The organism is Bowmanella dokdonensis (genome assembly GCF_017254865.1).
GTDB classification, from domain to species: Bacteria; Pseudomonadota; Gammaproteobacteria; order Enterobacterales; family Alteromonadaceae; genus Bowmanella; species Bowmanella dokdonensis.
The window spans coordinates 47241-64651 of record NZ_JAFKCV010000009.1; the positions used below are offsets into that span (position 1 = coordinate 47241).

Below are 17411 nucleotides of genomic sequence, written 5' to 3' on the forward strand. Positions count from 1 at the left end.
GATGTTGTCCCGAATCGAGAGTCGCTGGCGAAGATTTCGCCGCTGGTTGGACAGCAGCCGCTGGCTTGCCAGGCTGATGGGCCTGGCCGACGACAAAGGCAGCCCAACCCGCCCGGGGCTGGTGATTATTCAAATAGATGGCCTGGCCAGAGCGGAGCTGGACAAGGCCATGGCGCGAGGGGAACTGCCTTTTTTGCGGCGGCTGATGCACAAAGAGCATTATCATCTTGATACTTTGTATTCAGGGCTGCCCAGCTCTACCCCCGCCTTTCAGGCAGAGCTTTTTTACGGGGTCAAAACTGCCGTGCCGGCCTTCAGCTATCAGCGCTCCGACTCGGGTGAAGTGGTGCGCATGTATCAGCCCGAGGCAGCCAGTAACGTCGAGCAGCGCCTCAGGGAACAGGCCCAACCCTTGCTGAAAGGCGGCAGTGCCTATTGCGATATCTTCACCGGCGGCGCCGAAGAAGCCCATTTCTGCCCGGCGGCACTGGGCTGGGGACCGGCCCTGAGGTCAGCCAATCCACTGGTGTTGTTGGTACTCTTTCTGACTAACATTTACAGTTTCGTCCGGGTGGGTTTGCTGTTATTGCTGGAGCTGGCGCTGGCAGTCTTTGATCTTGTTAAGGGTACCCTGGCAGGCTTCGACTTTATCCAGGAACTGAAGTTTATCCCCATGCGGGTCAGCATTTGTATTTTGCTGCGAGAGCTTTGCGTCATCGGTGCCAAGATGGACATCAGTCGCGGGCTGCCCATTCTGCACGTCAATTTTATCGGTTATGACGAACAGTCCCATCGGCGGGGGCCGGGGTCCGCTTTTGCCCATTGGACGCTCAAGGGTATTGATGATGCCATTGCCCGCATCTGGCGGGCTGCACATCGGGCCCATCTGCGAGACTATGAGGTTTGGATCCATTCGGATCATGGTCAGGTGGCCACCCGCGCCTATGACGACAAATTTACCCTGAGCCTGACCGAGGCGGTCGCCGCAGAGCTTGAGGCGCAGGGGATCACCAGCTCCTCACGTCAGCCTCAGGATAAAAGCAGCGTACAACGGGCCAGGGCAGGGCTGTTGGGGGGACGCGGGTTGAAGAAACTGGTGATGGCACCGCTGGAGGTCCTTGGTGAAGATGAGGGACAACGCTTCGATCTGGCCTGTCTGGGGCCTGTGGGTTTTATCTATCCGCCGGTGGAATTGTCCGACCAGCAGGCGACTGCCATCGCAAAAGGCCTGGTGGAAAAGGGCGTTCCGGCCGTCATCGTTCGCCACCAGCAACAGTTGATCGCCTGGACCCGCCAGGGCAGTCTGCGTATTCCTCAACAGATATCGGAGCTGGTGGGCGAGGACCATCCGTTTAAGGAACAATTGCAGGAAGACTTTCCCAGGCTTTGTCGGCACAAGGATGCGGGTTGCCTGACACTGCTTGGCTGGTGCCAGGGACACGAGCCCCTGACATTTGCCGATGAGAATGGCTCCCATGCCGGACTGACAGCATCAGAGACCCAGGCTTTTGTACTCCTTCCTGAAGACAGCCACATGCCGGATACGGGCGGTCGTAATCTGCGTGCAGCCGATTTGCGCCAGGCGGCCCTTTCACTGTTCGACAGGGGGCACGCCGGAAGGACAGTCAGGCGTCATAAGGCAGCCCGGTCAACCCGCAGGATCAGGCTGATGACTTACAATGTGCATGGATGCCGGGGGATGGATGGCCAGGTAAGTATCGAGCGGATTGCCAGGGTGATCGCCCGCTATAAACCCGATATTGTCGCCCTGCAGGAACTGGATGTGAGGCGACAGCGCAGTGGCGGCAAGGATCAGGCCCATCTTATAGCCGAATACCTGGACATGGCTTTTCATTTCCATCCGACCCTGCACCTAGAGGAAGAACAGTATGGCAGCGCCATACTTTCGCCTTTCCCCATGGAACTGGTGAAAAAGGATCTGTTGCCGGGGCTGGCCGACAAGCCAAATTTGGAGCCCAGAGGGGCGATTTGGGCAACGCTGTCGGTGGAAGGTAGCAAGTTGCAGATTATCAATACGCACCTTGGCCTGCTGCCCCGCGAGAGACGGGCCCAGATTGAGTGTCTTTTGGGGCAGCAATGGCTGGGGCATGCTGACTGCCAGGGACCGCTGTTGTTCTGTGGGGATCTCAATGCCTGGCCTTCCTCCCTTATCCATCGCAGGCTCAGGGAAACATTGTATGATGCCCAGCTATCCCTGCCCGGACACCGGCTTCTGCAAACTTTTCCGGGCAGGTGGCCGCTGGCCTGTCTGGACCATATCCTGATGGATGATTCCCTTTCCACCCTCAAGGTCCAAGTGCCCCGTAATCATCTGACCCGGGTGGCGTCGGATCACCTGCCGTTAATCGCCGACATCGCCCTGCCATAGGCCGCCTGAATTAAACTGGTACTGTCGGACTCAGATTGCTATTCTTAATGACTGAACAGTCAGTTATTTAGAAGCCAATGAAACGAGCCAATAGCGAAGCGGCCAAGGATCTGCGTCGCGAACAAATTATTCATGCGGGTCTCGATGAGTTTTTCGAGCGGGGATTCAGTTCAGCCAAGATGGACAATATTGCCCGGCGGGCGGGGGTGTCCAAGGGCACCCTGTATCTGTACTTCGCCTCCAAGGAAGCCCTGTTTCTGGATATTATCAAGGCGGTCGCCATTCCCAGGGTGGAAATGATGGAAAGCATGATGGTGCAGTCCAGCGGCTTTTTTTCCACCTTGAATATGCTCAGCCAGCAGTTGCCCCTTCTGGTTCGCCAATCCAGTGTGCCCAAGGTGGCCAAGGTATTGATTGGTGATGCCTTTGCGTTTCCTGCGGTGGTCAGGGAATATCGTCAGCAGGTGATAGAGAGGGGCCACCGGGCGCTGACCATTATGGTGAGAAAGGGATGTGAAGCCGGGGAGATCCACACCGAGGATGCCGAGAATGTGGCGAGGTTAATGATAGCGCCGGTGATTTTCAGCGCCATCTGGACGGTTGTATTCGAACCGCACGATGATGAAGCACTGGATTTACAAGCCTTGTTCCAATGCCACCAACAGATGCTGATGAAGGCATTGAGACCGGAGGCGCCATGAACAGAACGGCGTTCTTGTGGCTGTTGCTGCTGGCTGGCTGCCAGCAGGCTGAGTCCCCGCCCAGGTATACAGGCTATGTGGAGGCAGAAGAGCTGCTGGTAGCGGCACCACAGGCCGGATGGCTGCTGGAACAACCTGTTCGGGAAGGACAGAAGGTGTCGGCAGGCGAGTTGCTGTTTGTACTGGAGCAGGAGCGGGAACGAGCTGAACTTAGACAGGCCCAGCACCGACGCGAACAGGCCCTGGCCAAACTTGAGGATCTGCAAAAAGGTGCCAGGGAGGAAGAGTTGGCCCGGATCCAGGCGCAGATGACCGAAGCCGCCAGTACGGTAGAGATAACCCGGCTAGAGCTGGCGCGGGTCCGTCAAACGGCCAGTCTGCAGCTTGCCTCTCAGTCGGCACTGGATAACGCAGAAGCGGCTCATCAGGCGGCGCTGGCGCGGCTGGATGCACTGAGCAGACAACTGGCACTGGCCAGGCTCGGTGCCAGGCCGGATCAGATCAACGCCGCCACTGAAGAGCTGGCAGCCGCCAGCGAGCAGGTTGGCATTGCACGCTGGCAATTGCAGCAACGCAGTATTCAGGCCGGTCAGGGAGGGCTGGTGGAGGAGCTGTTCTTCCGGGTGGGAGAATTTGTCAGTCCGGCCACGCCGGTCATGTCCATACTGCTGAGCCAGGAGTTCAAGGCCAGATTTTATGTACCGGCAGAGGTGCATGCCAGGTTGCGACTGGGTCAGGAAGTGGAGGTCTGGTTGCCGGAAGGAACACAACCCCTGAGAGCCCGCATCCGCTATCTGTCCCCTCACGCCGAGTTCACCCCGCCCATCCTGTATGCCAAGGACAGTCGCGACAAACTGGTGTTTCTGGTTGAAGCCGCATTTGAGTCCGGGGACACGGTCAGGCCGGGTATTCCTGTCGAGGTGCAGATTGGTGACTGAATGTGCCATTGACGTCAAAGGCCTTTGCAAGTCCTTTTCCGGTCGCCAGGTGGTCAGCAATGTGGATATCAGCATGCCCAAGGGAGAGGTGTGGGGCTTTCTGGGCCCCAACGGCTCGGGCAAGACCACCACCATTCGTATGATCTGCGGTCTGCTGGAGGCTTCGGCGGGTGAGGGCACGTGCCTGGGTTATGACATACGTAAAGAAGCCAGGAAGATCAAAGAGCTATCAGGTTATATGACGCAGCACTTTTCCTTCTGGCAGGATTTGTCGGTGCGGGAGAACCTGCAATTTGTGGCCAGACTTTACAACCTGAGCGCGCGTCAAAAGGTAGTGCAGAAAACTCTCGACGAACTGGGGTTAGGCGACCGTCAGGATCAACTTTGCGGCAAACTGTCCGGAGGATGGAAACAGCGTCTGGCACTGGCGGCAGTCACCATGCACAAGCCGCAGCTTCTGTTGCTGGATGAACCCACTGCGGGAGTGGATCCACAAGCCCGCCGGGATTTCTGGGACGAGATCCACCGCCTGACCAATGAGGGCGTTACCGTACTGGTATCCACCCATTATATGGATGAGGCTGAGCGTTGTGATCAAATCGTTTATCTGGCCCATGGCAAGGTACTGGCCAGGGGAACTGTGGATGACGTCATTGCCCAGTGTGGCCTGATCACCTTCCAGGGCAAAGGCGAGAATGTCCGGCGGCTGGCTGACGCCCTGAAGGGCCGGGACGGCATAGAACATGTGGCCTATTTCGGAACGGCATTGCATGTGAGCGGCAGGGACAGGGACAAGCTGAAATGCCAGCTCGGGCCGTTTATGGATGAGGCCGACTGGCAGGAGATTGCACCCAGCCTGGAGGACACCTTTATCGACCTGATGAAACAGGCCGGTGTGGACAAGCGGGAGCATGGATGAACGGCATTGGGGCCAGTCTGCTGAGAGTTTATGCCATTCTGGTCAAGGAATTGGTGCAGATGCGCAGGGACCGTATGACCTTCGCTATGATGCTGGCGCTGCCGATCGTGCAATTGGTGTTGTTTGGCTATGCCATCAATATGGATCCGCGCCATCTGCCCACAGCCTTGTATGTGGAGGACGACTCCGCTGTGGTCAGGCGCATTGTCAGTGCCTTCGAACAGTCGGGTTATTATGAGTTCAGCCATCGGGCCGACAGTCCCGCCCACGGCAGCAAATTGCTGGCAGAGGGCAAAGTGGCCTTTTTTATCTATGTGCCGGCAGGTTTCACCGCCAAACTGGTTCGCAACGAGCGCCCGCAGTGGCTGATAGAGGCGGATGCTACCGATCCGGCAGCGGCCTCCAATGCCATTGCCAGGGCCGAAGGGATCATCAGCAGCGCCCTTCGCACCGAGCTGAAAGGTCCGCTGAGCCGTCCAAAGAGCAGTGAAATGCCGGTGGAGCTGATCATCCAACGGAAATACAACCCCCAGGGCATTACCCAGTACAATATTGTGCCAGGCTTACTGGGGGTTATCCTGACCATGACCTGCGTGATGATCACTTCCATGGCAATGACCAGGGAGAGTGAGCGGGGCAATCTGGAGAACCTGCTCGCCATGCCGACCCGTCCACATGAAATGATGATCGGTAAGATCACTCCTTATATTCTGGTGGGCCTGGTGCAGACTGCCGTTATCCTGCTGGCCGCCAGATACTTATTCCAGGTGCCTTTTTTCGGCTCCCTGGCGCTGTTGATGAGCGCGGTGATGGTTTTTATCATCGCCAACCTGTGTCTGGGTTTTACCTTTTCCACCATTGCAGCCAGCCAGATGCAGGCCATGCAGATGACCTTTTTCTTTTTCCTGCCCTCCATATTGCTGTCCGGTTTTATGTTTCCTTTCCGGGGCATGCCGATCTGGGCACAACAGCTTGGTGAACTGCTACCCCTGACTCATTTTCTGCGCCTGGTCAGGGGCATCATGCTCAAGGGCAATACCTTCAGCCATTTGCATTTGGAGTTTCTAGCCCTGGTGCTGTTTATCCTGGCTGTAGGATTGCTGGCTATATTGCGTTACCGGAGGACATTGGATTGAGATTGGTATTCTGCCAGCTTACGGCTAGGCTCAAAGCAGATGAACTGTCGCCTGGCTGCCATGCAAATGTCTGTAATCCGCTGCTTGCTGATGTGTCTGCTGATCTGCCCTCCTTTGCTTCAGGCTGAGGAGGTACCGGTCAAAAAGACGTTTATAGTAGGGGTCGAGGCCCTGAGATTTTATCCCTTCTTCGATTTTTCCCCCGAGATGGAGGACAAGGGGCTTCTGATCAGAATTCTCGATGATTTCGCCGCTTCCAGAGGCATTCAATTCGAGTATGTGTCGGTTCCCATCAAGCGCTTTCAGAACTGGCTGGATGATGAGAAAGTGGACTTTCGCCTGCCGGACCATCCCAGTTGGTGGGTTTCCAAACAGGGTAACGTGCTGTACAGCGACGATATCGTCACCCTGCCGTTATCGGCGGTGGTATTGGCTGGCAACGAAAACAAACTGTTGGAAGATTTTAAGCGGGTCGGCACGCTGTACGGATTTACGCCCAGTTGGTACTGGCAGGAAGCGATTGATGCCGGCACCATCGCCTTCGAACAGGACAACTCACTGAGCGTACTGATTCGACTGCTGTACGCCAAGGAACTGGACGGTTTGGATCTGGATTTGATGGCAGTGCGCCACCAGGCCAGGGAGTTGGGATATGACACGCAATCTCTGGTCTACTCAAAGACTACTCCATCCCAGGCAAGCATCGGCTACCGGCTTTCCACCGTCCGGCATCCGCAGGAGCTGGCTGCCTTTAACCTGTATCTGCAACAAAACCGGCAGAAAATAGCGGCGCTTCTGCAGGCCTACGCCCTAGCAGATGCTGACAGGACAAAATTGATTATGGCCCCTCAAAAACGTCACTGAGAATGGCATGGGTGAAGGCTTTTTTCAGGTAGAAGCCCCTGGGTCGGGTCTGAATGAAACCGCCGTTTGGCCCCACGGCCTGGGTCAGGGCACTGCCGTCGGCAGCTTTGGGCCTGAGCTGCAACACTTCTCCATGCCGGGCCGTGACGCTATCCACTTCTCCCAGGGCGATCTTCTCCATGATTTCCTCCCAGTCCTGGCGCATGGCTTGCTCCTGGGCAGCGCTGGGCTGCCAGACAAAAGCGCTGGCCACCCTTCGCTCGGCGGGGGGGATGTGCCGGCTGGCTTCTATGGGCACCCAGCACACACAGGACAGTTTGTTTCTTACATTGGAGGTTTGCCAGGTCAGGCCTGCAACGCCAATCAAAGGAGCATAGCAGACATAAGTGGTTTCAAGCGGCTTGCCCTGGCTGTCGATAGGCAGGGTCTTGAGTTCGACGCCCAGGGAGGGGAAATCCTGCTGGGGTTTGGAGCCGGCCTCCGCCCCCAGCCAAAGCTCCAGCAACTGGCCGGTCCAACCTTTATGACGGCGCAGGTTCGACGGGGTTTCGATACCGGCCAGTGCGGCCAACTCTCCCAGGGTGAATCCGGCCAGCTTCCCTGCCCGATCAAGCAGCTCCTGCAGGCTCCGGGGCGGGTGTCTAGCGGGTTGCATCGGCCGTCAGGGGCTCTTCATCACTGGCCAGCGGAGCGGCTATGAGTGCGCCATTGACCAGACAGAATTGTGCTGCATAGTAGGTAATCATTACCGTATAGGGAGCATGGGACAAAGGGGAAAGAAACAGGTTCCAGGCCAGCAGCGCGTCAGAAAGCAAAAAGCAGGCTGCACCTGCTATCAGCCAGTGCCCCCGCCGGTCTGCCAGCACTGCGGTGGCTGCCATAACACAGATGACCAGCAGGTAGGTCAGTACGGGCACGCGCATGGTATCCAGACTGGGCAGCAACTGCCACAACATGAAAACGGCGAAGCCGGCCACTGTCAGCAGCGGCCATATCTTCCAGGACTGCCATTGGCGGAAACGCCAGAAATTAATGCTGTAAGTAGCCTGTGCCAGCAGAAATGCCCCCAGGCCCAGTTCGAAGCTGTGCCGCAGGGGAAGGGCCAGTAACACGTCACCGGTAGCCGAGAATGCCAGCGCCAGCAGCAACAGATACTTGTTGCTGCTGGCATTTCTCAGGACCAGTATCATCAGCCACACAATGGGCAGGGCCTTGAACAGATAGTCCAGCGGATAAGGACGGAAACTCAGGCTGAACAGGTAGAACAGGCTGCTGCCGGCAAAAACAAGATTCCAGTGGGTGCTTCTCATTGGCGGCCGTCCAGGTTAGAAGTAGACCAACCCGGCTTGCTCCCGTCGGTGCCGGGTTCTGCAATGTCAGATAAATATCGCCGGGTGCTTTGAAAGCTCCCTAGTTTATGGAAGAATGCGTGATTAGAAAAGAACTAATGCCCGGGAGTCTAAGTGATTGATGCCGAAGGATTCCGCGCGAATGTCGGCATAGTGATTTGCAACAGGATAGGGCAAGTATTTTGGGCAAGACGCTATGGCCAGCATTCATGGCAGTTTCCACAAGGCGGAATTGATCAAGGTGAAACTGCAGAGCAGGCAATGTATCGGGAACTCCACGAGGAAGTGGGGCTGAACCCGCAAGATGTGGAAATACTCGGAGTAACCAAGAACTGGGTCAGATATAAACTCCCCAAGCGTTTGATCAGACAAGGCAGTGATCCCGTCTGCATCGGCCAGAAGCAGAAATGGTTTTTGCTGAGGCTGACCTGCAAGGAAGAGGACGTCAACCTGTTGCATTCTGGCCATCCCGAGTTTGATGATTGGCGCTGGGTCAGCTACTGGTATCCTATCCGTAATGTGGTGTCTTTCAAGCGCGATGTCTATCGTCGGGTGATGAAAGAGTTTGTGCCTATTGCCATGCCGACCCAGAATAAGCCGGCCCCGGCTGCAGGCAAACCCAGACGCAGACGCAGGAGCTGACCCATGCTGAGGCAACTCAAGCGCATCGTTCAGGAAGTCAACCAGATCCCTGTACTGGATGAGGCGCTCACCTGTCTGGCCCTTCGTCTAAAAGAGGCCATGCGGGTGGATTGCTGTTCCATTTATCTGGCCAGCTATGATCAGCAGCATTTTACCCTGATGGCTACCGAGGGCTTGTCCAAGGACGCCATCGGGCGCGTTTCGATCGGCTTTTCAGAAGGGCTCATCGGCCTGATCGGTCAGCGTGAAGAACCCATCAATATTGAGGATGCCCAGAGCCACCCCAGGTTTAAGCATTATCCTGAGGTCAAGGAAGAGAAATACCACGCCTTTATGGGCACGCCCATTATCCACCAACGCAAAGTTCTGGGGGTGATGACGGTCCAGCAGAAGCGCAAACGCAGGTTCAGCGAAGACGAAGAAGCCTTTCTGGTTACCCTGGCGGCGCAGATAGCGCTGGAAATCGCCCATGCCGAAGCGCGTGGCGCCCTTAACCTCAACGATGATTTCAGTAAGAAGCAGTGGCAGAAGTCCCTGCGCGGGGTGCCCGGCGCCACGGGACTGGCTATTGGCCGTGGCTATACACACAATCTCAAATTCAGTCTGCGCGCCCAGATGTTGCGCCGTTCCAGCCAATCGGTCCAGGAAGTCGCCCAGTACCGCGAAGCGGTTCGTCTGACCCGTGAAGAAGTGGAAGGCCTGACCGACCGCATGCAGGGCACCGTGCCCGATGACGTGCTGGCCATTTTTCACCTTTACCAGCATCTGCTCGATGCCAACAGCCTTGGCCACGAGGTGGAAGCCCGCATCCACGCGGGCTGGGATGCGGCCTCTGGCCTGAAAATGGTGGTGGAGAGCTATATCAACCAGTTTCGCGGCATGGACGATCCCTATATGCAGGAGCGGGCTGTGGATGTGGAAGATCTGGGCAACCGGGTATTGCGCCACCTGATGAAGACCAGCCATGTACCCGCTCCGGTGCCGGACAAGGCCATACTGGTGGCAGAGGAAGTCAGTGCCTCCATGTTGGCAGAGTTTCCCCGCGGCAAGTTGCAGGGCATCATTTCCATGCGTGGCTCCAACAACAGCCATGCGGCGATACTGGCCAGAGCCATGGGGCTGCCTGCGGTTATGGGACTGACGGATGTGCCCCTGTCACTGCTAAGCGGCAAGGAGATCTTGCTGGATGGTTATTCGGGTGAAGTTATCGTTTCGCCCAGCCAGAGTATTCGCCAGGAATTCCAGCAACTCATTGACGAAGAAAAAGAACTGATGGGGCGCCTGCAACAGCAGGCGGATCTGCCGGCCGAAACCAAGGATGGCCACAGGGTTGAGTTGTTGATCAATGCGGGGTTGTCTGCCGAACTGGAGGCCATGAACAGCGATGTGAGCGATGGCGTGGGCCTGTATCGTACCGAAGTGCCATTTATGATGAGGGAGCGTTTTCCCTCAGAGCAGGAACAATGCCAGCTCTACCGGGCCATGCTGCAGACCAATCCGAATAAAATTATCACCATGCGGACCCTGGATGTGGGGGGAGACAAGCCTCTGCCCTATTTTCCCGTCGTCGAGGAAAACCCCTTTCTGGGCTGGCGTGGTATCCGTATGACGCTGGATCACCCGGAGATCTTTCTGGTTCAGGTTCGCGCCATGCTGAGGGCCAGCCTGGGTTTGGATAATCTCAAGATCATGCTGCCGATGATTACCACGGTCAATGAGGTCAATGAGTCGCGTCGCCTGATTCGGCAGGCTTTTTATGAAGTGGCCGAGGAAGCCCAACTGGACGGGCAGAAGCTGGTCATGCCCGAAGTCGGGGTGATGCTGGAAGTGCCGGCGGTGATTTATCAGTTACCGCAACTGGCCGCCAAGGTGGATTTTTTCTCCATTGGCAGTAATGACCTGACCCAGTACCTGTTGGCGGTGGACAGGAATAACGCCAGGGTTTCGGCGTTGTATGACAGCTATCATCCGGCAGTACTCAAGGCTCTGAAGTTTATTATTGACGAATCACAGAGCTTGAATAAACCCGTCACCCTGTGTGGTGAACTGGCCGGAGAGCCGGGTGGTGCCATCCTGCTGCTGGCCATGGGGTATCGCAAGCTGAGCATGAACAGCTTCAATCTGAGCAAGATAAAATGGGTGATCCGCAGCCTCAGCATGGACGATGCCCGTTTGCTGCTGGATGAAGTGCTTGAGCTGGAACATCCCCATCAGGTGCGGGATCGAATTAACCGCCATCTGGAAGCTCTGGGCCTGGGCGGCCTGGTCAGGGCAGGGAAATAACAGACGACCAGTCACATGTGAGAGGTAACGGGCGATAGATCGCCAACGGCCTTGGTTCTTCCCACAACGCCCTGATGCTGTGGTCCGCCGAATGACAACCTAAGGAAGCCGGTGTCAGGATCGGTAACATTCAAACAAGGTAAAGTATTGGAACCCATTTATATTCTGCTTCTAAGCTGTGTCCTGCTTGGCGCCTTCGCCGGCTACATGGCGGGCCTGCTGGGCATAGGCGGAGGCCTGGTGATCGTACCTGCGCTGGTCTATCTGATGCAGGTACAGATGGGCTGGTCTCTGGATATTGTCATGCCCATGGCGGTGGCCACCTCCCTGTCCACAATCATTTTTACCGGCTGCTCGTCTTTTGTGACCCATTACCGGCTCGGCAATCTGGATATGCGCATTTTTGTCACCTGTTCGATGGGCATAGCCCTGGGGGCGGTGTTCGGTGCGCAACTGGCGGCCCATATGCCAGCAGAAATACTCAAACGGATTTTTGCCACCCTGGTGCTGCTGTTGGCACTGAGAATGGCATTTGGTAAAAACCCTACCTCAGACGCCAGACTCAGCGAACCAAAATTGCTCGGCATAGGACTGGTAACAGGCAGCCTCTCCTCTTTGTTGGGCATAGGTGGCGGCGCATTGCTGGTACCGGCGCTGGTGTGGTTCAGGATCAGCATGAAGATTGCTATCGGATGCGCGGCGGCGTGCGGTATGGTGATTGCGTTGTTTGGCAGTGCCAGTTTCGCCTGGGCTGGCTGGGATCATGATGAGCTGCCGGTCTGGAGCCTGGGTTACGTATATCTGCCGGCCACTGCCGCCATTGTCAGCACGTCCATGCTGACTGCCAACCTTGGGGCCAGGATGAGTCATAGCCTGCCAACCCGAACCCTGAAGAAAATTTTTGCTGGCTTCCTGATTCTAGTAAGCTTGCGCATGTTTTTAAGCTAAGCAACAGTCACCTGACTGCACAGGACTTTTGATGAGTGAGTATTTTGTTTTTCCGCAAATCGATCCGGTGATTTTCAGCATCGGTCCGGTCAGCCTCCGCTGGTATGGCCTCATGTACCTGCTGGGCTTCATAGCGGCCTGGTACCTGGCCGGTCGCAGACTCGATCGTACTCCCTGGAGCAGGGAACAGCTCAGTGATCTGATGTTCTACGGTTTTCTTGGGGTGATAATAGGTGGGCGTCTGGGGTATGTATTTTTTTACCAGTTCGGGCATTTTCTCGAGGATCCCCTCTACCTGTTGAAAATCTGGACCGGGGGCATGTCTTTCCACGGCGGACTGTTGGGCGTGATTGCTGCTTTGTGGTGGTTTGCCAGAAAAACCGGCGCCCATCTCCTGCAGGTCGGCGACTTCGTGGCACCCCTGGTTCCCATCGGTCTGGGAGCCGGCAGGATAGGTAATTTTATCAACGCCGAGCTGTGGGGACGCACCACCGATGTGCCCTGGGCGGTGTTGTTCCCGGGGGCAGGACCTCTGCCAAGGCATCCTTCCCAGCTATATGAATTCCTCCTCGAAGGGGTCATTTTGTTTGTCATACTCTGGTGGTACAGTGCCAAGCCCAGGCCCATGGGGTCGGTATCGGGACTGTTCCTGGCCGGCTACGGCTGCTTCCGCTTTATCGTTGAGTTTTTCCGTGAGCCTGACGCTCATCTGGGCCTGTACAGTGGCATGCTGTCCCAGGGGCAGCTATTGTGCATTCCGATGATTCTGATTGGACTATGGTTAATGGTAAGGGACAAGAAGCCGCAGGAAATCAAAGGTAATTCATGAAGCAGTATCTCGATTTGATGCGTCATGTACTGGAACATGGCGTTAAAAAGGAAGACCGCACCGGCACTGGTACCCTGAGTCTGTTTGGCTATCAGATGCGTTTTAATCTGTCCGAGGGGTTTCCTCTGGTCACTACCAAAAAATGCCACCTGCGGTCAATTATTCACGAACTGCTGTGGTTTTTAAAAGGCGAGACCAATATTGCTTACCTGAAAGACAATCAGGTCAGTATCTGGGATGAGTGGGCGACGGAGGAAGGTGAGCTTGGTCCGGTTTACGGCAGGCAATGGCGAAGCTGGCAGGGTGCCGACGGTCAGATTGTCGACCAGATCTCGGAGGTGGTGGAGCAGATTAAGACCAATCCGGATTCCCGCCGGTTGATCGTCAGCGCCTGGAATCCCGCCGTACTGCCGGACACCAGGTATTCACCCAAAGAAAATGCCGCCAGGGGGCGCCAGGCGTTGCCCCCCTGCCATACCCTGTTCCAGTTTTATGTGCTGGAGGGAAAATTGTCCTGCCAGTTGTATCAGCGCAGCGGCGATATTTTCCTCGGTGTGCCGTTCAATATTGCCAGTTATGCCCTGCTGACGTTGATGGTGGCGCAGGTTTGTGGTCTGCAGCCGGGAGATTTTGTGCATACCTTCGGTGATGCGCACCTCTACCTGAACCATCTGGAGCAGGCTCATACCCAGTTGCAGCGGGAACCCCACCCCTTGCCCACCATGCGACTCAACCCCGGGGTAAGGGACCTGTTTGCCTTTAAGTTTGAGGATTTTGAATTGCTCAATTACCAGGCTCATCCGCACATCAAGGCGCCCGTGGCGATTTAGGCTGATGACTACCCGGGTACTGATTTGCGACGATTCCAGATTTGCCCGCCGGCAGATGGCTCGCGCTGTGCCCAAGGGCTGGGACGTGGAGATGCTCTATGCCGAAAATGGCCAACAGGCACTGGATATTATTCGCCAGGGCCAGGCCGATGTGACCTTCCTGGATCTGAATATGCCGGTGATGGATGGCTATCAGGCCATGGAGCAGATCCGTAGCGAAGATTTGCCCACTATGGTCATCGTCGTGTCCGGTGACGTGCAGCCAGAGGCGCGTAAGCGAATGCAGGCCATGGGGGCGCTGGATTTTATCGCCAAACCTGTGGACACAGAAAAGCTTGCGGGGCTGCTGACCCAGTACGGGCTGTACAGTGGAGATATGGAAAAACGCCAGGTGGAAGAGGATACCGCCAGTCAATCGGACCGGCTGGATGTCTACCGGGAGCTGATCAATGTGGCCATGGGCCAGGCGGGTGACAAGTTGGCACAGGTATTGGGCGAATTTATCCATCTGCCCATCCCCAACGTTAACCAGATTGCCAGCAGTGAATTGCGTATGGCAATAGCCGAGATCCAGCATAAAGCCTATGTGTCGGCCGTATCCCAGGGCTTTGTCAGTGCCGGTATCAAGGGTGAGGCCCTGGTAATCTTCAACGAGACCAACTTCTCCAGCCTGGTCAAGCTGCTCAAGTACCGTAGTCAGGCGCTCAATGAACAACAGGAGGTGGAAGCCCTGATGGATGTGTCCAACATCCTGATCGGTGCCTGTCTCAATGCCCTGGCCGAGCAACTGGATGTCAAATTCAGCCAAAACCACCCCATTATTCTCGGTCGCCACTGCGACCTGGAACAGTTGCTGAAGAACAACGTGTCCCGCTGGAACCAGGTGGTGGCCATCGAAATAGGTTACTCCATCGACAGCCAGGATATTCATTTCGATCTGTTGCTGCTGTTTCCCAAGGAATCCATGGATGTGATGTTCGATAAACTTATGTACATGAGCGGGAGGGCTGATGGATATCCAGCGTAAGGCCGAATTGGAAGACCTGCACTGGAAGTTGGATCTGCTCGGCTCCATCGAAGTGGGGATTGTGGTGATCAACCGCCAGTTCGAGGTGCAGATTTGGAATGAATTCATGCACCATCACAGCGGCATCGTACCCAGCCAGATAAGAGACAAGTCGGTACTCGAGTTTTTTCCCGAAATTGACAGGGACTGGTTCAAACAGAAGACCGATCCGGTCTTCAAGCTGAAGAGCCCGGCCTTTGTCATCTGGGAGCAACGGCCTTATCTGTTCAAGTTTGCCAGTTATCGCCCGGTCACCAGCGCCACAGAAATCATGTACCAGAACATCACCCTGTTCCCGCTGGCATCCCTGTCTGGGGAGGTGGAACACCTGTGTGTGGTAGTCTACGACGTCACAGACGAGGTCGTCAGTAAGCAACGCCTGGCAGCCGCCAACGAGAAACTGCAGATGATGAGTCGGGTGGACGGCCTGACCGGCTTGTTCAACCGCCGCTACTGGGAGGAATGTTGCCAGTTGGAGTTTAAGCGCTGTCAGCGAAATCAGGGCAGCTCTTCGCTGATGATCCTGGACATTGACCACTTCAAAAAAATCAATGATACCTGCGGTCATCCCGCCGGTGACCAGGTTATCAGGAGTCTGGCGCAGATCATTAAACAGACGGTTAGGGAAACGGATATCGCCGGCCGTTACGGCGGCGAGGAGTTCACCATTGTGCTGCCGGATACGGATGCCCACAATGCCCGGCAGGTGGCTGAGCGTGTCAGGCAGCGGGCAGAGTCTGCTGTGGTCACCCACGAAGGGCGGGAAATACGCTTTACCATCAGTCTGGGGGTCAGTCAGTTCAGCGCTTCGTTCAAGGATCATATGACCTGGGTGGAGCATGCCGACCAGGGGTTGTATCAGGCCAAGGAATCCGGACGTAACAGGACGGTACTCCGCTAGCGATTAGCTGCTCAGGCGCGCTCACCGGCTATTTCCCTGACCTTATGGCGGATCAGGGTCAGTAGCAACAGGCTGGGCAGGACCATCAGGGCCGTGAGCAGGAAAAATAGCTGCCAGTTACCATCCAGATAATCCACCACTACCCCGCTGTAGGCGCCAAGGGTCGTTCGGCCAAAGGTGCCAATGCTGGCCAGCAGGGCATACTGACTGGCGGTAAAGGCCCGGTTACAGAGCACCGAAATAAAGGCCATAAACGCCACCGTTCCCCAGGCGGCGGTAAATCCGTCCACCACTATGGTGACAAACAACAGGGTCTTGTCCGGCCCTACTGAGGCCATCAGGGCAAACAATAAGTTACTTGCCGCCATGGCCAGACCACCGACATACAGTCCCTTGATAATGCCGATTCTCAGGTTGATGAGGCTGCCGGTTACTGAGGCGACGATGGTGACTACCCAGGTCAACAGCTTAGAATAGGCGCCGATGTCGGCGTTGCTGAAGCCAATCTCCTTGTAGAATACGATGCTCATACGCCCCAGCACCGCCTCACCCATCTTGAACAGCATCACAAACAGAAGCAGGGTCAATGCAACACGCACCCCGTTACGGCTAAAGAAGTCGCGCAGGGGCTCGCCCAGTGAGACCAGCAGCCAGGCCATGGCTTTCTGGGTGGAATTCGCCGTCAGCTTGTTCTGGGCTGCCTGCTCTTTCAGCATGCGACTGGTGGTACGCACGGCAAAGGCCACAAGCAACAGCACCAGCAGGCTGACAGCCGCATTCTGATAGGCAAACCAGGTCGGCGCGAAGACCTGGAATCCGCACAACGTAATCGCAGACAGGATGGCCAGCAGCACCAGGGTGGCGGCCGGACCGTGACTACTCACTGCTGCCAGGTAACGGCTTTCGGCCTGCTGGTAAGTCTGCTCCCTTATGCGGGTCTGCGGCTCAGTAGCGACCCAGATGCCGCCCGTCAGAAGCAACATCAGGGCAGCGAGTAGCAAATAAATATCCGGCCAGTGCCAGCCGGGGACATCGGCAACAAAAAAAGGAATGGCGCCAAGACCGGCATACCCGGTCCACCAGCCAGAGGTGGCCATGGCCGCGCCGGTGGACTGCTGTTCATTGTGGACGGGGTCGATGCTGTCGATGCGGTAGGCATCGATGACGATGTCCTGAGTGGCTGAGGCCAGGGCGATGCCCAGTGCGCTTAAGCCCGCCAGCCACAGGGCGCTGTTGGGATCCAGTCTGGCCAGGGCCAGGCAGCCGAGGCAAATCAGCAGTTGCGTCAGCAGGATCCAGCCGCGTCGTTGTCCTAGTCTGGCGGTCAGCAACGGCAGTTTCAAGCGATCCACCAGAGGGGACCAGAGAAAGTTGATCGAGTAAACGGCGAACACGGCAGTAAAGAAGCCGATGGCTGAGCGGGTCAGGCCGGCATCCTTAAGCCAGGCTGACATCACAGAGCCGATCATCACCCAGGGAAAGCCGCTGGCAATGCCAAACAGGAAAATGCTCAACATGGTGCGGTTGCCCAACTGGCGGAATTGATTCAGAAAAGACTGCAAAGGCGGGTTCTGGTTATTTTTATAGTCCGGTTATTGGGCCATGGATGAAGAGGT

Annotated in this window: 16 protein-coding genes; 13 read left to right on the plus strand and 3 right to left on the minus strand. The window is 56.3% G+C overall.

All coding sequences use genetic code 11. The annotated features are described in order from the left end of the window. Position 1: 1 nt before the first annotated feature. From J0A66_RS15125 to J0A66_RS15150, 6 genes are all read left to right on the plus strand, one after another. Positions 2-2389 (plus strand): endonuclease/exonuclease/phosphatase family protein, encoded by a 2388-nt coding sequence (locus J0A66_RS15125; RefSeq protein WP_206574679.1) that lies wholly within the window; start codon positions 2-4, stop codon positions 2387-2389. 77 nt (positions 2390-2466) lie between these two features. After that, the gene (locus J0A66_RS15130) at positions 2467-3090 is read left to right on the plus strand and encodes a TetR/AcrR family transcriptional regulator (RefSeq protein WP_206574680.1); all 624 of its coding nucleotides are present in this window, start codon (positions 2467-2469) and stop codon (positions 3088-3090) included. After that, positions 3087-4028, plus strand: coding sequence for an HlyD family secretion protein (locus J0A66_RS15135; RefSeq protein ID WP_206574681.1), 942 nt, complete (start codon positions 3087-3089; stop codon positions 4026-4028). Before J0A66_RS15130 ends, J0A66_RS15135 begins: the two co-directional genes overlap by 4 nt. After that, a complete protein-coding gene (locus J0A66_RS15140) occupies positions 4021-4947 on the plus strand; it encodes an ATP-binding cassette domain-containing protein (protein WP_206574682.1) in 927 nt (308 codons plus the stop codon). Before J0A66_RS15135 ends, J0A66_RS15140 begins: the two co-directional genes overlap by 8 nt. Then, on the plus strand, positions 4944-6083 hold the full coding sequence (locus J0A66_RS15145; RefSeq protein ID WP_206574683.1) for an ABC transporter permease: 1140 nt from the start codon (positions 4944-4946) through the stop codon (positions 6081-6083). Before J0A66_RS15140 ends, J0A66_RS15145 begins: the two co-directional genes overlap by 4 nt. Before the next feature lie 39 nt (positions 6084-6122). Beyond that, on the plus strand, positions 6123-6947 hold the full coding sequence (locus tag J0A66_RS15150) for a transporter substrate-binding domain-containing protein (protein ID WP_206574684.1): 825 nt from the start codon (positions 6123-6125) through the stop codon (positions 6945-6947). On the opposite strand, the gene mutH is transcribed toward J0A66_RS15150, so the two are convergent. Together mutH and J0A66_RS15160 are read right to left on the minus strand one after the other, a co-directional pair. After that, positions 6922-7602 carry a DNA mismatch repair endonuclease MutH gene (gene mutH / locus J0A66_RS15155; protein ID WP_206574685.1) on the minus strand — a complete coding sequence of 227 codons (681 nt, stop codon included), beginning with the start codon at positions 7600-7602 and terminating at the stop codon, positions 6922-6924. The genes J0A66_RS15150 and mutH overlap by 26 nt on opposite strands. Then, complete coding sequence (locus tag J0A66_RS15160) at positions 7589-8257, minus strand: lysoplasmalogenase (RefSeq protein WP_206574686.1); 669 nt, start codon at positions 8255-8257, stop codon at positions 7589-7591. Before J0A66_RS15160 ends, mutH begins: the two co-directional genes overlap by 14 nt. Before the next feature lie 153 nt (positions 8258-8410). Between J0A66_RS15160 and rppH the strand changes: the two genes are divergently transcribed. The 7 genes from rppH to J0A66_RS15195 all read left to right on the plus strand — a co-directional run bounded on the left by rppH (position 8411) and on the right by J0A66_RS15195 (position 15795). Then, the gene (gene rppH / locus J0A66_RS15165; RefSeq protein WP_206574687.1) at positions 8411-8938 is read left to right on the plus strand and encodes an RNA pyrophosphohydrolase; all 528 of its coding nucleotides are present in this window, start codon (positions 8411-8413) and stop codon (positions 8936-8938) included. A 3-nt stretch (positions 8939-8941) separates the two neighbouring features. Then, positions 8942-11221, plus strand: a complete 2280-nt coding sequence (gene ptsP, locus J0A66_RS15170) for a phosphoenolpyruvate--protein phosphotransferase (RefSeq protein ID WP_206574688.1) — start codon at positions 8942-8944, stop codon at positions 11219-11221. A gap of 147 nt (positions 11222-11368) precedes the next feature. Then, positions 11369-12169: a sulfite exporter TauE/SafE family protein gene (locus J0A66_RS15175; RefSeq protein WP_206574689.1), complete on the plus strand. Its 801-nt coding sequence runs from the start codon at positions 11369-11371 to the stop codon at positions 12167-12169. 31 nt (positions 12170-12200) lie between these two features. After that, a complete protein-coding gene (gene lgt, locus J0A66_RS15180; protein ID WP_206574690.1) occupies positions 12201-12998 on the plus strand; it encodes a prolipoprotein diacylglyceryl transferase in 798 nt (265 codons plus the stop codon). Beyond that, positions 12995-13828 carry a thymidylate synthase gene (locus J0A66_RS15185; RefSeq protein ID WP_206574691.1) on the plus strand — a complete coding sequence of 278 codons (834 nt, stop codon included), beginning with the start codon at positions 12995-12997 and terminating at the stop codon, positions 13826-13828. The genes lgt and J0A66_RS15185 overlap by 4 nt, the downstream gene beginning before the upstream one ends. 4 nt (positions 13829-13832) lie before the next feature. Continuing rightward, positions 13833-14855, plus strand: coding sequence for a response regulator (locus J0A66_RS15190; RefSeq protein ID WP_206574692.1), 1023 nt, complete (start codon positions 13833-13835; stop codon positions 14853-14855). Then, on the plus strand, positions 14845-15795 hold the full coding sequence (locus J0A66_RS15195; protein ID WP_206574787.1) for a diguanylate cyclase: 951 nt from the start codon (positions 14845-14847) through the stop codon (positions 15793-15795). The genes J0A66_RS15190 and J0A66_RS15195 overlap by 11 nt, the downstream gene beginning before the upstream one ends. An 11-nt stretch (positions 15796-15806) precedes the next feature. On the opposite strand, the gene J0A66_RS15200 is transcribed toward J0A66_RS15195, so the two are convergent. Further along, entirely contained in the window at positions 15807-17357 is a 1551-nt protein-coding gene (locus tag J0A66_RS15200; RefSeq protein ID WP_241264233.1) for an AmpG family muropeptide MFS transporter, read from the minus strand. Positions 17358-17411 lie beyond the last annotated feature (54 nt).